This window comes from Pseudodesulfovibrio thermohalotolerans (assembly GCF_021353295.2).
Lineage (GTDB): Bacteria > Desulfobacterota > Desulfovibrionia > Desulfovibrionales > Desulfovibrionaceae > Pseudodesulfovibrio > Pseudodesulfovibrio thermohalotolerans.
In genome coordinates this window covers 2,629,882-2,645,175 of sequence record NZ_CP120635.1, presented here as the reverse complement: position 1 = coordinate 2,645,175, position 15,294 = coordinate 2,629,882, and the positions used below count along the sequence as shown (strand labels likewise).

Below are 15,294 nucleotides of genomic sequence, written 5' to 3'. Positions count from 1 at the left end.
ATCTCCTTTTCCCTAGCCCTGTCCGATGACGAGGGCTTTTTGAAACATTTGTTTGGCCGCCTGGATCGTCTGGACGTTTGCCTCGTATCCGCGCATGGCCTGCATCATGTTGGCCATTTCCTCGACCACGTTGATGTCCGGGTAGAACACGTAGCCCTGGTCGTTGGCGTCGGGGTGATCGGGCTCGTAGACCTGCTTGAAGGGCCGCTGGTCGGCGGTCACTCCCAGAACCTTGACGCCTTCCAGGTTGCGGTTGAGTTGGTCCTGCATGGCCTGGTCGAAGGGCGAGTATACCGGGGTGGCCTCGAAGGAGACCGATTTACGCTGGTACGGCCCGCCTTCGGCCGTCTTGGTGGTCCGAATGTTCGCCATGTTCATGGAAATGACGTTGAGCTGCGCCCGCTGGGCCGTGAGGCCGGATGCGCCTATGTCCAGGGCTGTCATGATATCCATTTACTTGCTCCCTTCCTGAATGACCTTGTTCATGCCGTCGAAACTCTTTTTGATGACCGAGGCCAAGGCGTTGTACATCATGGTGTTCTTGGCGTTCGTGGCCATCTCCTTATCCAGATTCACGTGGTCCATGCCGTGGACCTCGCGCGCCCGGAAATCGTCCAACCCCTCGCCCTTGAAGCCGTCGGGATCAAAGGTCGCGGGAAGATGCGACTGCTCTGTGCGGGTGAGTTTTCCCAGGGCGTTCTGGTTCAGTGCGGCCTGCAGGCGGCCTTCGAATTCGAGGCGGCGGGCCCGGTAGCCCGGTGTGTTCACGTTGGCGATGTTGCCCGTGACGATATTTTGACGTTCCAGGCGCAGGTCCATGACCTTCGCCGTCAAGTTGAGCTGGTGCTCGAAAAGTCCTCGCATTTCTTGATCCTCCTGCATTCGCGTAGGCGTTGCGGTCCCGCGGAGGCATGATTTTCCGGCGGGAACGCATAAGACTAAGCAACTCCCGTTCCAAACAGATAAGGAACAGGGATTATTGGATATTGCTAAAAAAAGGAAGACGGCGCGTCAGAGTTGCGGACAGGGGGTCGGAATTTGGCGCGTTTTTTAGGCGGCAACACGGGTAGATTCTTCCCTTTGGTCCGTCGCGAGGGAGGTGCCAGGCTACGCAGGATGCCTGGATGTTTGCTTGGAATATAAATAAATACAGATTGTTACGCTGCCTTTGTTACGATGGGCGTGAACTGGATTGCCGGTTCTTGGCACATTGATTGCTAGATCGATTTCGGCCGAATCGGCCAAGGATTTTTTTTCAGCCCGGCCCTCCGGGAAAAGGAGAAATGGAGGGGAACTATGAGTGGTCATCTGGATTACGAAATCAACAAGGAACTCGGCGAATGCTACCTGTTCATGGGTGAGCTGGACAAAGCCGAGGAGTATTACAAGAAGGCCGTCGGCTCCAACGGCGTCCATCCCGACCCGTATCTCGGCCTGGCTACCGTCGCTGTCCAGCGCGGCGATCTGAACGATGCCGAGATCATGTACAGGAAGGCCCACAAGATCGAGCCTTCGGATAAGAGTCTTTCCGGGATCGGCCTCATTCGCATGGAGAACGGCGACAAGGAAGAAGCCTTCACTCTGTTTGTCGAGGCCATCGGCATGAATCCCGAGAACATGGTCGCTCTGTTCAGCCTGATCCGGCTCGGACATGAGCTGAACCGCCTCGGCGAGATCATCCCGCATCTCGAAAATTATCTTGAAATCGACCCGGCCAAGCATGAAGTGCGCTACTCCCTGGCCGGATGCCTTGTCTGCGCCGGGCAGACCGAAGCGGCCGCCAAGCAGCTTGAGATCATCCTCGAAAAGGATCCCGAGCACAATGCCGCCAAGGAAATGCTCGAACAGATCCGGTCCTGACAACGGTCTCCCCTCCCGTTGATTTCCCGCCCCGCAGCCTGTTGCCGCGGGGCGGGGGGTCAGCCTTTCTGTCGTTGAGGCCTCCGTCGGCCGCATGACGGACATTTTTCCGCCCGGGGTGTCCGCATCGGTCTTTTTGTCTTTTCGTGTTTGGCGGCCGCTCTCTCCGAGATCGGTCCGTTGCCCTGTTTCCCACATTTTGAAGCTGCCTGCTTGCGGCTATTTTCCGTTTTCCTGGAATGACAGGCCGTTGAATGTTTAACGGTCTTTCATCTTCTTGTGACGCGAGCTGTTGTTTTTCGGTTTTTTTGCAGTTTTCGGTATCGCGGACCAATGTTTTTTGAACACCTGTGGAAAAACACCGGCGTAATGGGCCGTTTTTCGCCGGAAACCGTGGCCTTCCGCGCCTTGCCTTTGGGCAACAAATCTGGCACAGGCTCACAAAACATCAAGTGAGGTTTGCGATGAATCTGTTGCCTGTTAAGAGAGCTATCCTTTCAGTGACCGACAAGACCGGTCTTGCCGAATTCGGCGAGTTCCTGGTTGAGCAGGGGTGCGAGCTGGTGTCCACCGGCGGCACCAAGAAGATGCTGCAGGGTGCCGGTCTGCCCGTCACCTCGGTGTCCGACGTCACCGATTTCCCCGAGATCCTGGGCGGCCGGGTCAAGACCCTGCACCCGCACATCCACGGCGGCATCCTTGCCGACAAGGATGACGAGGCGCATATGGAAACCCTGCGCGACTTCGGCATCGAGCCGTTCGATCTGGTTTGCGTCAATCTGTACAATTTCGCCGACGCCGTGGCCAAGGGCCTGGACCTCAAGGCCGCGGTTGAGCAGATCGACATCGGCGGTCCCACCATGCTTCGGGCCACCGCCAAGAACTTCCACTCCATCTGCGTGGTCCCCGATCCCAAGTACTACGAGACTGTACGGAAAGAGATCGAGGAGCACGGCGGCCTGACACTCGCCTTCCGTAAGGAGATGGCCACCCTGACCTTCAGGCTTACCAGCGAGTACGACGCCATGATTACGAAGTACCTGAGCGAGAACGACGCCTAGACGTTGTTTTCGCCCCGCCGCGCGGCGTCAGGGGGATTGCCGCGCGGCGGAAGAGGGTGCATAATCAACCCGCGGTTCAGGGGGCGGAGGCCGGACCGGCGCAGTTTGCCGGCTATCCGGCTTCCGCTCCCTTAATCGTAAAAAGGGAAGAGCTTCGGCGTTCGGCCGAAGTCGAGTATTCCGCCAAACAGGGAGCGTAGTCATCGCCCAGAAACCGAAGGGCAACCTGCAAGGGTTGAAGCCCAACCATATCAAACGGCTGTCACGGCTGTATCAGCGTCAGTTCCCGACTTCCGGGATCTACACCACCGAGCAGGGCCGCGAACTGGCCGAGCTGTCGAGCGAAACGGGCCGTCAGATCGGATTGCTCATCGACCGGCAGGGCAAAGTCGAGATGGTCCTGGTGGGCGACAACCGCGCCATCTTCATTCCGGAACTCCCGCGCGCCCGTATGAGCTCCGGCCGTCTGCGCGGCCTGCGGCTGCTGCATACCCATCTGGCCGGCGAAAGCCTGAGCCAGGAGGACCTCATGGACATGGTCTTCCTGCGGCTTGATTCCGTGGCCGTGTTGACCGTGCGCGAGGGAGCGCCTGTTTCCGTGGAGGCCGCCCATCTGCTGCCGCCCAATCCCGACGAGAAGAGTTACGAGCTGCTGTCGCCCGTGCGCTGGGACCGCTTTGAACACGATCTCGGAGCCGTCACAACCGCCCTTGAGGACGAGTTCGGCCGCCAGGCGGACGGACGGGGCACCGGGACGGACGAGAATCGCGCTCTGCTGGTCAGCGTGGACGAGACCCCGCGTCCGATGCAGGAGCTTTCCCTGGACGAGTTGGCCGAGCTGGCCGACACCGCCGGGATCGTGTCCGCCGGGACCATGATCCAGCGGGTGCGCAAGCGCAATCCCAAGTTCATCATGGGCAAGGGCAAACTGGCCGAGCTCGAAGTCCGCGCCTTGCAGGCCAATGCCTCCATCATCATTTTCGATCAGGAGCTTTCGCCCACCCAGATGCGCAACCTGGCCGAGATCACAGAGCGCAAGATCCTGGACCGCACTCAGCTTATTCTTGATATTTTCGCCCAGCACGCCACGTCCAAGTCGGGCAAGCTCCAGGTGGAGATGGCCCAGCTCAAGTACACCCTGCCGCGACTGGTGGGTAAGAACCGGGCCATGTCCCGGCTCATGGGCGGCATCGGCGGGCGCGGGCCCGGTGAAACCAAGCTTGAGATCGACCGCCGCAGGGCCAACGACCGGCTCACCCGGCTCAAGGCCGAACTGAAGCAGGTCCGCAGGCATCGTTCACAGACTCGTGAACGGCGTGCCAAGGCCGGGCTGCCCATCGTTTCCCTGGTGGGCTACACCAACGCGGGCAAGTCGACCCTGCTCAACACCTTGACCCAGTCCAAGGTCCTGGCCGAGGACAAGCTCTTCGCCACCCTGGACCCGACAAGCCGCCGCATCCGTTTTCCCGAGGAGCGCGAGGTGGTCCTGACCGATACCGTCGGGTTCATCCGCCGGTTGCCGCCGGACCTCAAGGAAGCGTTCCAGGCCACCTTGGAGGAGTTGGATTCCGCCGATCTGCTGGTGCAGGTGTGCGATGCCTCCCATCCCGAGGTGGAAGAGCAGGTCGAGGCGGTTCGCGCCATTCTCGACGAGATGGACCTTTCCTCCATTCCGTCCATCCTGGTCCTGAACAAGTGGGACAAGCTGGACGAGGAAGGACGGGAAACCATGCGCAACATCTACCCCGAAGGCATTCCCGCGGTGGCTGTGGACCGGCCCACGCTGGAACCGGTGGTCGAGGCCATTCTCGACAATCTTCCCTGGGATAAGCAGGTGAACTAGTCTTTTTTCTTGGCGCGCTCGACACCCATGCACGGGCCGCCGAGGGAAGCCGCGCATTCGCCGCCCACCTGATGGCCGTCGTAGGAGGTTTCGCTTTCCAGCGGCTCCACATGGATGGTCACTTCGGCTTTGGGCAATTTGGAGTGGATCAGCTCCTCAATCAACTCGCATAGCTCGTGGGAATCGTGCACGCTCATGGAGCCGGGCACAACCAGATGGAAGTCGATGAATCGTCTGGGGCCGGATTTGCGCGTGCGCAGCCCGTGAAAGGTGGACTCGTCGCCCGCGTAGCTGTGGATGGCCTTGGCGATGAGCTGGAGTTCCTCGTCGGGCAGGGAATCGTCCATGAGTCCGCCCACGGACCGTTTGAGCAGGTTTACGCCCGTGAAGACGATGTTCACGGCCATGATTATGGCGATGATCGGGTCCAGGAGTTTCCATTCCGGCATGACGATGATTACGGCCAGCCCGGCCACCAGTCCCACCGAGGTCCAGACGTCGGTGAGAAGATGTTTGGCGTCCGCCTCTAGGGTGATGGAATCGAATCGTTTGGCTGCCCGGAGCATGATCCGGGCTGTGAGAAAATTGATGAGGGAGGAGACCAGGGCCAGGAGCAGGCCAATGCCGAGGTTGTTCAGCGGTTGCGGCGAGAGGAAGCGCATGACGGCCGCATAGGCGATGCCGATGGCGGCAACAATGATGAGCACTCCCTCTATGCCGCTGGAGAAGTATTCGGCCTTGCCGTGGCCGTAGGCATGGTCCGCGTCGGCCGGTCGCAGGGCGATGGTGATGGCTGTCAGGGCGAGCACTCCGGCGGTCAGGTTGACCAGCGACTCGGTGGCATCCGAGAGCAGGCCGACGGAACCTGTCATCCCCCAGGCGCCGAATTTCAGCACCAGGGTCAGGATGGAGGCCACGATGGAGTAGACGGCGTACCGTTTGGGGGAGGCTCGGCGCACGAAGCTATTCCTTTTTCAGCCAGGGGTTTTCCTCGCCCCGGGCCAACCGCCGGATGTTGTCCTTGTGCCGCCAGAACAGGATGAGCATGACGACGAGGGCCACCGGGATATAGGAAAGGTTGCCGGACAGGAGCATGAGCACCGGCAGGGACAGGGCGAAGGTCAGGGAGCCCATGGAGACGTGTCCGGTGAGCCAGACCATGAGCAGGCACAGCGCGATGGCGATGAGCGCGGGCCAGAAGGCCAGCCCTAGGAAAACGCCCACGGTGGTGGCCACGGCCTTGCCGCCCTTGAAGTGCATGAAGCAGGAAAAGACATGGCCCAGAATGGCCGCCAGGCCGACCAGCGACAAGGCGAAGGGCGATTCTATCCAGGAGGCCGCGAAGACCACGGGCAGGAGGCCCTTGAGCACGTCGCAGGCCAGGGTCGCGATGCCGTATTTCATGCCGCACAGCCGGGCGACGTTGGTGGCGCCGGTGTTTCTGCTGCCGTTCTCCCTCGGGTCGGTGCTGCACACCGATTTGGCGATGACCAGCCCAAAGGGGATGGAACCGAGGACATAGGCCAACAGGATCCAGAAGATGAACGTCATGTGATTTCTCCAGCTATGATCTCAAGTTTTGCGTGTTGTAGCGTTTTTGCAGGTATAATGGAAGCCGCGTCTACTCTTCCAGGGCTTCGCTCAGTCTGATTTCGTTGTTCAGCGGGTCGATGCGCGAGAAGTTGATGAGGAATTTCTGCCCCGGGTAGAGCTTGTCTCCGAGCATCTTTTTCGGCGCGCGCACGTTGACCTGGAGATGCGGCATGGCCAGCGTGGCCATGGGCCCGGTCTCGTCCACAAGCACGGCGGGCTGAAATTCGCGGCGGCGTTTGGCTAGGTAGACCAGCTTCCAGTATCGGGGCCGGAACCGCTGCACCGCGCCCACGGCCTGGATGCGCATGTTCAGATGGGGGATGAGCTGGTTCAGTTCGTCGCGGTCGAGTCTCGGCTGGCCGGAATTCAGAAAAGCGCAGACCTGGGCCATGTTCACGAAATCGGTGTATCGGCGCAGGGGCGAGGTGATGGGCGCATAGGCTGGGACACCCAGGGCCGCGTGCCGTTTGGGCGCGGTTTCCAGGGTCGGCGGCAGGAGCAGTTTCACCGAGCGCAGTATTTCCGCCGGTTCCGAAAAAATTCCAGCGGCTTCCGGCGGAAGGGCGATGTCCTGCGTCCGGTGAAGCAGGGGCACATCGTGTTCGGCCGCCCATCGGGCAAGGCCCGCGTTGGCCAGGATCATGAATTCGCTGATGACCAGCTCGGAGCGAGGGCTGGGCGTCTTGATCTCGATTTGCACCGAGGTCTGCGCACCGCTCCCCTCCAGGGTGACAATGGGTTCGGGCCTGCGGATGACGCACGCGCCGGAAGTCAGCCGCCGTTCCAGGAGCCGGGTCGCCAGGTCGTGGGCCAGCATCAGGGATTCGTCCGTCCGGTCCCGGATGGCTGCGTCCGTTATTTCGTAGGTGGTGTTTTTTGCCAGCCGGACCCACGCCGTTCGCGGCTCCACCTTTTCCAGGGTGCCGTCGGCCGCAAGGAAGAAATCGGTAACCAGGGCAGGGCGCGCTTCGCCTTCCAGCAGGGAATACTGGCTGGTGCCCAACTGCTCGGGCATCATGTGGCTGGTGCCTTCGGGCAGATACAGACTGCTTGCCCGGTGCAGGACCGCCTTGTCGAGCGGCGAGCCGAAGTCCCAATGGGCTTCCGGCCGGGCCAGAGCAAGGGTCAGCCGGTATCCGGCGCCGTGTTTTTCTATGCGGAAGGCGTCATCAATGTCCCGGGTGGTGCTGGCGTCGATGGAGACCAGATCCTCAATCTCGGGAAGTTCGGTTTGATTGGAAAAGCGACTTTTTATCTCGTTGATATCACTCAAAAAGGATTCAGACCAATCGTTTCCCCAGTCGTATTCCGCCTCGTCCAGGTGGTAGTTGTGGTGGGCTGGCAGGATGGACCAGGTCTGAGCCAGGAGCAGCGCCAGATGCGGGGTGTCGGGCAATCCCTTGGATATGGCCGTCCAGATTTTTCGGTCGTTCTCGTCCAGGGTCTCGCCCACCTTGCCCCTGAGGATGCGGGTCAGCCCCTTGGTCAGGTCCGGGGTGATTTCCGGCAAACGGGGCTTGCGTCCCTGGCTATAGGCGGCCCAGAGCTCGCCGAGCATGGTCTGGCCCGCGGCGGTGATGGCCTCCCGTTCCTTTTCCTCGGCCTGAAGCTTGAGCTTCTGCTCCACTTTCTCGGCGGGCCATATCTCGAAAACGGGCGGACGGAACTTGAAGTGCGTCTTGGCCTGGAGCATGGCCCTGCCAAGCGCGGCCAGCCGGTCCGCGTCCCATTCTTCCCATACGAGGTCGGCGAACCAGGTCAGGGGGGCGGATTCCAGCTCGCCCTGAGCCAGATCCCATATCTCCATGACGTCGAGTCCCGCCTGAATCTCGCCGCGCGCCTCCTGGCGTTCGTTGAGGATGTTCTGGATGTCCTGGCGCGATGCGTCGGCGGACAGCAGGGGCCCCTGCCAGGGCAGCAGGCGGGGGGTGGGCAGTTTTATTTCACGCTTGTTGATGGTCAACAGACGGAGCTTGCCGGAGGACTCCTCCAGCACCCAGGCGAGCTGGGGTTGGTCGCCATGCATGAATTCCACCACCGTGCCGGGGCGGACCGAGGGGCTGAGCGGGGTTGTTTTAGCCATATGTAAATCGGTTCTTTGCTTTGTTTGCGTTACCGGTCCATTTATCATGAAACGGTTGTCAGGGTAAGGCCGAGCAGGTAATGGGGGCATATGCGCATGGACTTCGTCGAATTCCTCGGCATACTGGCCGGTTGTTGCACCACTTTGGCCTTTTTCCCTCAGGTTCTGCACACTTGGAGGACTCGCTCCGTGGCGGATATTTCACTGCGCATGTACCTGCTGCTTACCCTGGGGGTTTCCCTGTGGGTGGTCTACGGTGTCCTGATCGGTTCGTTGGCCGTTATCCTGGCCAATGTCGTCACTTTGGTCCTGGCCGTGTCCATCCTGGTCATGAAACTCGTTTTCGGCAGGCCGTCACGCAGGGAGTTCGACAGCCGCTCCAAATAAAAGGCTTCGCCGAATTCCTGCCCGGCGAAGCCCATTCAATCGTTTTCGTCCGGCGTTTTAGTGCTTGAAGGAGCGCTGTCCGGTGAAGACCATGGCCACTTGCGGCGTCGCCTCGTTCACGGCGGTGATGACCTCGTGATCGCGGATGGAGCCGCCGGGCTGCGCGATGGCGGTCACGCCCTGGTCGATGCACAGGTCCACGCCGTCGCGGAACGGGAAGAAACCGTCCGACACGACCACGGAGCCGGGCAGGCCGCCGCGCGCCTCTTCGGTGCGCTTTTCGATGTCGTCCAACTTGGCTTTCATCTCCGGGTCCTTGATGGCCGCGAGCTTGAGCTCGAACAAAGACTTGCCGAGTTCCTTGGAGGACAGCAGGTCCGCATATTTAATGTACGCCTTGGTCACGGCCAGCAGCACGCAGCCCACACGGTCCTGTTCGCCGGTGCCGATGGCGGTGGTCACGCCGTCGCGGGCGAAGATCACCGAGTTGGAGGTCACGCCCGCCTCGACGGCCCAGGCGAAGAGCAGGTCGTCCGCTTCCTGGCTGGAGGGGGCGCGGGCCACGAACCTGTTGCCGTCCTTCTCGGCCTCGGCCGAAAGGAAGTCGTTGGCGGTCAGGATCGCGTTGCGGAAGGAGAATTGCAGGACCATGCCGCCGTCGGAAAGGGACTTGATGTCCAGGAAAGGCGTCTTGGACAGCTTCTCCAGTTCGTAGATGCCCGGGATTTCGAGAATCCGCAGGTTCTTTTTCTTCTTGAGCACTGCGAGCGCGTCGGCGTCGAATTCGGGCGCGGCAACGACTTCGAAATATACGGAGTTAATCAGCTCGGCGGTGGCCAGGTCGAGCTTGCGGTTGACCACGACGGCTCCGCCGAAGGCGGCGATGCGGTCGGCCTCGAAGGCGCGCTTCAGGGCGACGGATACACCGTCCTCGGTCCATGCCGCGCCGCAGGGGTTGTTGTGTTTGAGGATGAGCGCGGCAGGCTTGGCGGACAGGTATTGAAGGATGTTCAGGGCGTTGTCCACGTCGGTCAGGTTCGTCTTGCCGGGGTGTTTGCCAGCCTGGAGCATGTGCTCCTCGGTCAGGGCGGAAACCAGCCCTTGGCCCGCGCCGATGAATTTGACGCCGCCGACCTCAAGCTGCCCCTCGGCCAGTTCGTAGAGCGCGGCGGGCTGATCCGGGTTTTCGCCGTAGCGCAATCCCTTGGTCTCGCCGTCGATCTCCCAGGTCCGCTTCCTGAAGACCAGCTCCTGGTCGCCCAGGGTCAGCTTCATGTCTGCGGGGAACGGATCCTGCTGCAAAGTATGGTACATCTTTTTCAAATCGCTCATCGGTTGGACTCCCTGTTGTTGCCGTGTGAGGGGGCGGTCATAACATACCTTCCACAGGCGGGCAACGATTGCGGGAAGCCCCGTCCCGGTTGCCGGGCGGCCGCCCCGAATGCCGTTTGCCGCTTGGGCCGACGGTGCGTTTTTTTGTCGGGAATGGGGGCGATTTTGCCTTGGCGGGTCGTGCCGATATTTGCTATGCAGAACATCCCGGCGTGCGTTTTTTCACCAATCAAGGAACATCGATGTCAGAAAGCTACATGGAAAAGGCGCTCTTGAAGCTCGCCCGTCAGATCAATGCATACGACGAGGCTTCGCTCATGAGCCTGTGGGAAAAATATGCGGAGAAGGTCCGCAATTTCGAGCCCACCAAGCGATGGGAGGAATCGGTTCTGGTGTTCAACCTCATCCAGTCCACCCGTCTGAAGAATCAGCTTTTCAATTACAATTGGGCCCAGTCCCGCCAGCCCGGAGACGGGCCGGTGGAGATCGACCTGGCGGCCCTTACCGCGCCCGAACAGTCCGCAGGGCCGGTGGAAGGCGAGCTCGCCGAAGAAAAGGCCGCGTGCAAGAACGGGCCGAAAAAAAAGGATCGGCGCGGCAAGCTGCTCACCCTCACGCCCAAGAACAACAAGTAAACGACGCACTGGCCGGTTGACACGGGCCCTCATTTATATTTACGGAATATAACCGTTTGTGCGCGCATTCCAAGCCGGGGTTCGGAATTCCGGTATTTCAAGGAGCTAACAATGTCCAATATGGTGGTTTTCGGTTCCCAGTGGGGAGACGAAGGTAAAGGCAAGGTCGTCGATATGCTGGCCGAGAAGGCGGACGCCATCGTCCGTTTCCAGGGCGGCAACAACGCCGGGCATACCCTGGTGGTCGACGGCGAGCAGTGCATTCTGCACCTTATTCCTTCCGGCATCCTGCACCCCGGCAAGAAGTGCCTTATCGGCAACGGCGTGGTCCTGGACCCGTTCGTGTTCTGCGAGGAGCTGGACAAGCTCGCCGCCAAGGGCGTGGACGTGTCCGCCGGCCGGGTGATGATAAGCAAGAAAACCCATATCATCATGCCTTACCATCGGCTCATGGACTCGGCTCGCGAGTCCTCCCGTTCCGATGACGGCAGGATCGGCACCACCGGCCGGGGCATTGGCCCGTGCTACGAGGACAAGATGCACCGGTGCGGCATCCGGGCAGGCGATTTCGCCGATCCCGATCTGCTCAAGGAGAAGATCGTCATCGCGCTGGAAGAGAAGAACGTGCTCTTCAAGCACCTGTACGGCGCCGAACCCATGGACGCCCAGGCGGTCTTCGACGAAGTCATGCCCGTGGCCGAGCGGCTTGTGCCGTATCTCGGCGACGTGTCCACGGTCATTCAGGAGGCGGACTGCGTCCTGTTCGAAGGCGCGCAGGGCACGCATCTGGATATCGACCACGGCACCTATCCTTTCGTTACTTCGTCCAACACGGTCACCGCCAATGCGGCTTCGGGCTCCGGCTGTTCGCCGCGCGAGCTGGACCGGATCATCGCCATCGTCAAGGCGTACACCACCCGCGTTGGCAGCGGCCCGTTCCCCACGGAACTGCTCGACGCCGACGGCGAGTACCTGCAGACCAATGGCCACGAGTTCGGGGCCACCACCGGGCGCAAGCGCCGCTGCGGCTGGCTCGACCTGGTCGTGCTCAAGGAATCCGCCCGCCTGAACGGTCCCACCGAGCTGGCCATCACCAAGCTGGACGTCCTGTCCGGCATGAAGGAAGTCAAGCTCTGCGTGGCCTACGAGTATAACGGCGAGACCATCGCCTATCCGCCCCAGGAGCAGAACGGCATGGCGCACGTCACTCCTGTCTTCGAGACCCTGCCCGGCTGGGACGAGGATATCTCGGGCGCGCGCGGCTGGGACGACCTGCCGGAGAACGCGGTCAAGTATCTGCGGCGGATCGAGGAAATCACCGGCGTCAAGATCGGCATCGTTTCGGTCGGCCCGGACAGAGTTCAGACCTTCTAGGAGGGCGCAGGGCATGACGCTGTGCGACGACCTGCTGGCCCGCCTTGAGGGGCAGGAGCACGCGGTCAGGCGGCTTAACGCCATTGCTCATGATCCGCCCCAATCCATAGTTATCGAGGGGGGCGACGCGGAATCCCGCGTCGCCCTCGCCCTGTATTGGGCCATGCGGCTCAATTGCGAGTCCGGGGCGGAGCCGTGCGGCCGGTGCGCCGCGTGTCGGCAGATCGCCGACCTGGCCTTCAACGATCTCCTTTTTTTCGACGGTCGCGAAGGGCTCATCAAAGTGGAGTCCGTGCGCGAGAAGCGTTCCACCTGGGGCCAGCCGCCAAACGGCGACGGCTACCGCGTGAGCATTTTTGCCGAAGCCCAGATGTTCATGACCGAGGCGGCCAACGCCCTGCTCAAGTCGTTGGAGGAGCCCAGGCCGGGCAACGTGTTCGTCCTGGCCGCGCCCCAGCGCGAGCGGCTCCTGGAAACTCTGGTTTCCCGTTCCTGGGTGGTTACCCTGGCTTGGCCCGATGTGCGCGAGAATACACCCGAAGTGACGGAGTGGACCACCGCACTGGTGAATTTCTGGCAGACGCGCCGGGGCTGGTTCGAACGGACGCAGGTGCGCGGCGCGGTTGACCGCAGGCTGGCCATGGCCGTGGTGCTCGGAATGCAGCGCGAGCTGCGCGAGGCGCTGTCCGGCTCATGCGGCACGCCGCTCTCGGCGGGCATGGCCCGGGCATATGGTCCGGCGGACCTGCGGCGTATCGGGCTGGTTCTGGAGCAGGCCCAGGATGCCCTGAACACTCAGGTTCCGGTCAATCCAACCATGGTTTTGGACTGGGTCGCGACCCGTATGGTGTAGCTGTGCGCATCGTTCCTTTTCACGGGCACGACGCCGACGAGATCATCGAGCTTATCACCACCATCCAGATAGCCGAGTTCGGCGTGGCCACTTCGGCTGAATGTCAGCCGGATTTACGGCGCATCCCTGAATACTACCAGTGCGGCGCGGGAAATTTCTGGCTCGCCTTCGAAGACGACGAGCTTGTCGGGACCCTTGCCCTCAAGGATGTGGGGGACGGCGTTTGCGCCCTGCGGAAGATGTTCGTGAAGCAGGCCTATAGGGGCCGGGAGCGCGGCATTGCCGCGGCGCTCATGCGGACCCTGCTCGACCATGCGCGGGAGAAGGGCGTTCGCGAGATATATCTCGGCACCGTGGACGTGTACCATGCGGCCCATCGTTTCTACGAAAAGTCCGGCTTTACCGAGGTCTCCAGGGAGGATGTGCCGGATTCGGTCCCGCTCATGGATGTGGATGTGAAATACTATCGCCATCGTTTTTAGCGCGTTTGGTTGCGCAACGGAAAACGCCCGGATCGGTGAACCGATCCGGGCGTTTTTGTTTGTGTTTATGATGGGGACTAGGCGTCCACCTTGCGTCCCACGAAGCGAATGACCAGAGCCGTGGCTAGGATGCCCAGCGGCAGGGTCAGGGTGACGGGCAGGCCGAGACCGGCAGGGAGATAGCCGGTGAGGATGGCCAGGGTGGCCACGGTCACGGCGTAGGTCAACTGGGTCCGCACGTGGTCGATGTGATCGCAGCCCGCTCCCATGGAGGACAGGATGGTGGTGTCCGAGATGGGCGAGCAGTGGTCGCCGAAGATGGCTCCGGTCAGGACCGAACCCACGGAAAGGATCACGAATTCCGGGGACGGGTTCAGGGCGAAGGCCAGGGGAATGGTCAGGGGCATGAGAATGCCCATGGTTCCGTAGGACGTGCCCGTGGCGAACGAGATGATCGACCCCAGGATGAAGATGATGGACGGCAGCATGAAGGCGGGCAGGGTGTCGGACAGTGCGCCGACCAGATAGGTGGCGGTGCCCAACTCTTTCATGACGCCGGACAGGGACCAGGCCAGGAGCAGGATGACGGCCGTGATGTTCATGGACTTGATGCCGGTGACGAAGGTTTCGATGGCGTCCTTCAGCGGCATGATCTTTTTGCTTATGGCCATGGCGATGGCCACCAGGGAGGCGAGCAGAGCGGCCTGGAACAGAACCACCGAGGCGTCGGACGCGCCGAAGCAGGTGCGCATGGCCGTGAAGCTCAGGGGCGAGGCGTTCACCGTGGCCAGAACGGCAGGATCGTCGATGGCGTTGTAGCCGTTGAAGTAGAAGCCGAGGAACGCGGCGACCATGAGGGTGCCGATGGGCAGGATGGCGCTCCAGACGGACGGCTTCACGTGGGAGGCCGGTTCAAGAGTGGTGGCTTCGTCGGAAGCCATGGGCACGGAGTTGTCGGCGATGACCTTGCCTTCCTTCCTGGCGCGGATTTCAGCCTTGTACATGGGGCCGAAGTCGCGTTTGAGCCATACGGCCAGGAGAATGAAAAGCAGGATGTAGATGTTGTAGAAGCGGTAGGGGATGGTCTGGACGAAGATGCCGTAGGCGTTGCCGCCGAGGCCGATGGCCTGGTAGCCGTCCCGGATCAGGCCGACTTCGTAGGCCACCCAGGTGGAGATCAGCGCGATGCCCGCGATAGGGGCGGCGGTGGCGTCGATGATGAAGGCCAGTTTTTCGCGGGAGATGCGCAGGCGGTCCGTGACGGGGCGCATGATCGGGCCGACGGTCAGGGAGTTCGCGTAGTCGTCGAAAAAGATGAAAAGTCCCATGAACCAGGCGGCCAACTGGGAGGAGCGGGGCGTCCTGGCCCACTTGGAGATGGCTTCGGCGATGGCCTGCGCTCCGCCCATTTTGGAGATGAGCGCGATGAGTCCGCCGATGGCCAGGACCTGGAGCACGATGCCTGCGTCCCACGGGTCGGCCAGGGAGGACAGGACCTGGCCGGAAAGGTGCAGGAAGCCGCCGATAGTGGCGTGGTAGACGTCGAAGCCTTTCAGTTCCAGCATGAAGCAGCCCGAGAACACGCCGATGAACAGCGACAGGACGACGTTCTTACTCGCGAAAGCCAGGATAATGGCCAACAGGGGCGGAATAAGGGTCAGTGCGCCCCATTGGAGGGCGTTGTCAGCGGCTGTGGCGGCATCGGCGGCCAAAGCCTGGTCCGGCATGAATGCGGCCGCCATGCAGACGGCCGCGAGAGTGAGTGGTGTGCGCATGAACTTCCCTTTGAAA

At 61.5% G+C, this 15,294-nt stretch carries 15 protein-coding genes; 8 read left to right on the top strand and 7 right to left on the bottom strand.

The window, feature by feature from the left end; all coding sequences use genetic code 11:
- Positions 1-12: 12 nt before the first annotated feature.
- On the bottom strand, positions 13-453 hold the full coding sequence (gene flgC, locus LF599_RS12535; protein WP_269942167.1) for a flagellar basal body rod protein FlgC: 441 nt from the start codon (positions 451-453) through the stop codon (positions 13-15).
- Entirely contained in the window at positions 454-864 is a 411-nt protein-coding gene (gene flgB, locus LF599_RS12530; RefSeq protein WP_269942168.1) for a flagellar basal body rod protein FlgB, read from the bottom strand.
- A 432-nt stretch (positions 865-1,296) separates the two neighbouring features.
- Between flgB and LF599_RS12525 the strand changes: the two genes are divergently transcribed.
- From LF599_RS12525 to hflX, 3 genes are all read left to right on the top strand, one after another.
- Positions 1,297-1,860, top strand: coding sequence for a tetratricopeptide repeat protein (locus tag LF599_RS12525; protein ID WP_279521013.1), 564 nt, complete (start codon positions 1,297-1,299; stop codon positions 1,858-1,860).
- A gap of 464 nt (positions 1,861-2,324) precedes the next feature.
- Positions 2,325-2,921 carry an IMP cyclohydrolase gene (locus tag LF599_RS12520; RefSeq protein ID WP_269942169.1) on the top strand — a complete coding sequence of 199 codons (597 nt, stop codon included), beginning with the start codon at positions 2,325-2,327 and terminating at the stop codon, positions 2,919-2,921.
- 235 nt (positions 2,922-3,156) lie between these two features.
- On the top strand, positions 3,157-4,764 hold the full coding sequence (gene hflX, locus LF599_RS12515) for a GTPase HflX (RefSeq protein WP_279521012.1): 1,608 nt from the start codon (positions 3,157-3,159) through the stop codon (positions 4,762-4,764).
- On the opposite strand, the gene LF599_RS12510 is transcribed toward hflX, so the two are convergent.
- From LF599_RS12510 to LF599_RS12500, 3 genes are all read right to left on the bottom strand, one after another.
- Positions 4,761-5,723 (bottom strand): cation diffusion facilitator family transporter, encoded by a 963-nt coding sequence (locus LF599_RS12510; RefSeq protein WP_279521011.1) that lies wholly within the window; start codon positions 5,721-5,723, stop codon positions 4,761-4,763. The two genes, hflX and LF599_RS12510, sit on opposite strands and share 4 nt — an antisense overlap.
- A gap of 4 nt (positions 5,724-5,727) precedes the next feature.
- Positions 5,728-6,315, bottom strand: a complete 588-nt coding sequence (plsY, locus tag LF599_RS12505) for a glycerol-3-phosphate 1-O-acyltransferase PlsY (RefSeq protein WP_269942170.1) — start codon at positions 6,313-6,315, stop codon at positions 5,728-5,730.
- 70 nt (positions 6,316-6,385) lie between these two features.
- Positions 6,386-8,440 carry a ribonuclease catalytic domain-containing protein gene (locus LF599_RS12500; protein WP_279521010.1) on the bottom strand — a complete coding sequence of 685 codons (2,055 nt, stop codon included), beginning with the start codon at positions 8,438-8,440 and terminating at the stop codon, positions 6,386-6,388.
- A 90-nt stretch (positions 8,441-8,530) separates the two neighbouring features.
- Between LF599_RS12500 and LF599_RS12495 the strand changes: the two genes are divergently transcribed.
- The gene (locus tag LF599_RS12495; protein WP_269942171.1) at positions 8,531-8,827 is read left to right on the top strand and encodes a SemiSWEET family sugar transporter; all 297 of its coding nucleotides are present in this window, start codon (positions 8,531-8,533) and stop codon (positions 8,825-8,827) included.
- A 57-nt stretch (positions 8,828-8,884) separates the two neighbouring features.
- Here LF599_RS12495 and LF599_RS12490 read toward each other — a convergent pair whose 3' ends face one another.
- A complete protein-coding gene (locus LF599_RS12490; protein WP_279521009.1) occupies positions 8,885-10,159 on the bottom strand; it encodes an IMP cyclohydrolase in 1,275 nt (424 codons plus the stop codon).
- A gap of 242 nt (positions 10,160-10,401) precedes the next feature.
- On the opposite strand from LF599_RS12490, the gene LF599_RS12485 reads away from it, so the two are divergent.
- The 4 genes from LF599_RS12485 (at position 10,402) to LF599_RS12470 (ending at position 13,503) form a co-directional block, all read left to right on the top strand.
- Positions 10,402-10,794 carry a hypothetical protein gene (locus tag LF599_RS12485; protein WP_279521008.1) on the top strand — a complete coding sequence of 131 codons (393 nt, stop codon included), beginning with the start codon at positions 10,402-10,404 and terminating at the stop codon, positions 10,792-10,794.
- Positions 10,795-10,905: 111 nt separating this feature from the next.
- Positions 10,906-12,168: an adenylosuccinate synthase gene (locus LF599_RS12480; RefSeq protein ID WP_279521007.1), complete on the top strand. Its 1,263-nt coding sequence runs from the start codon at positions 10,906-10,908 to the stop codon at positions 12,166-12,168.
- Between the two features lie 13 nt (positions 12,169-12,181).
- Positions 12,182-13,021, top strand: a complete 840-nt coding sequence (locus LF599_RS12475; RefSeq protein ID WP_279521006.1) for a DNA polymerase III subunit delta' — start codon at positions 12,182-12,184, stop codon at positions 13,019-13,021.
- 2 nt (positions 13,022-13,023) lie between these two features.
- Complete coding sequence (locus LF599_RS12470) at positions 13,024-13,503, top strand: GNAT family N-acetyltransferase (RefSeq protein WP_279521005.1); 480 nt, start codon at positions 13,024-13,026, stop codon at positions 13,501-13,503.
- 77 nt (positions 13,504-13,580) lie between these two features.
- On the opposite strand, the gene LF599_RS12465 is transcribed toward LF599_RS12470, so the two are convergent.
- Positions 13,581-15,278, bottom strand: a complete 1,698-nt coding sequence (locus LF599_RS12465; protein WP_279521004.1) for a Na+/H+ antiporter NhaC family protein — start codon at positions 15,276-15,278, stop codon at positions 13,581-13,583.
- Positions 15,279-15,294: the final 16 nt, after the last annotated feature.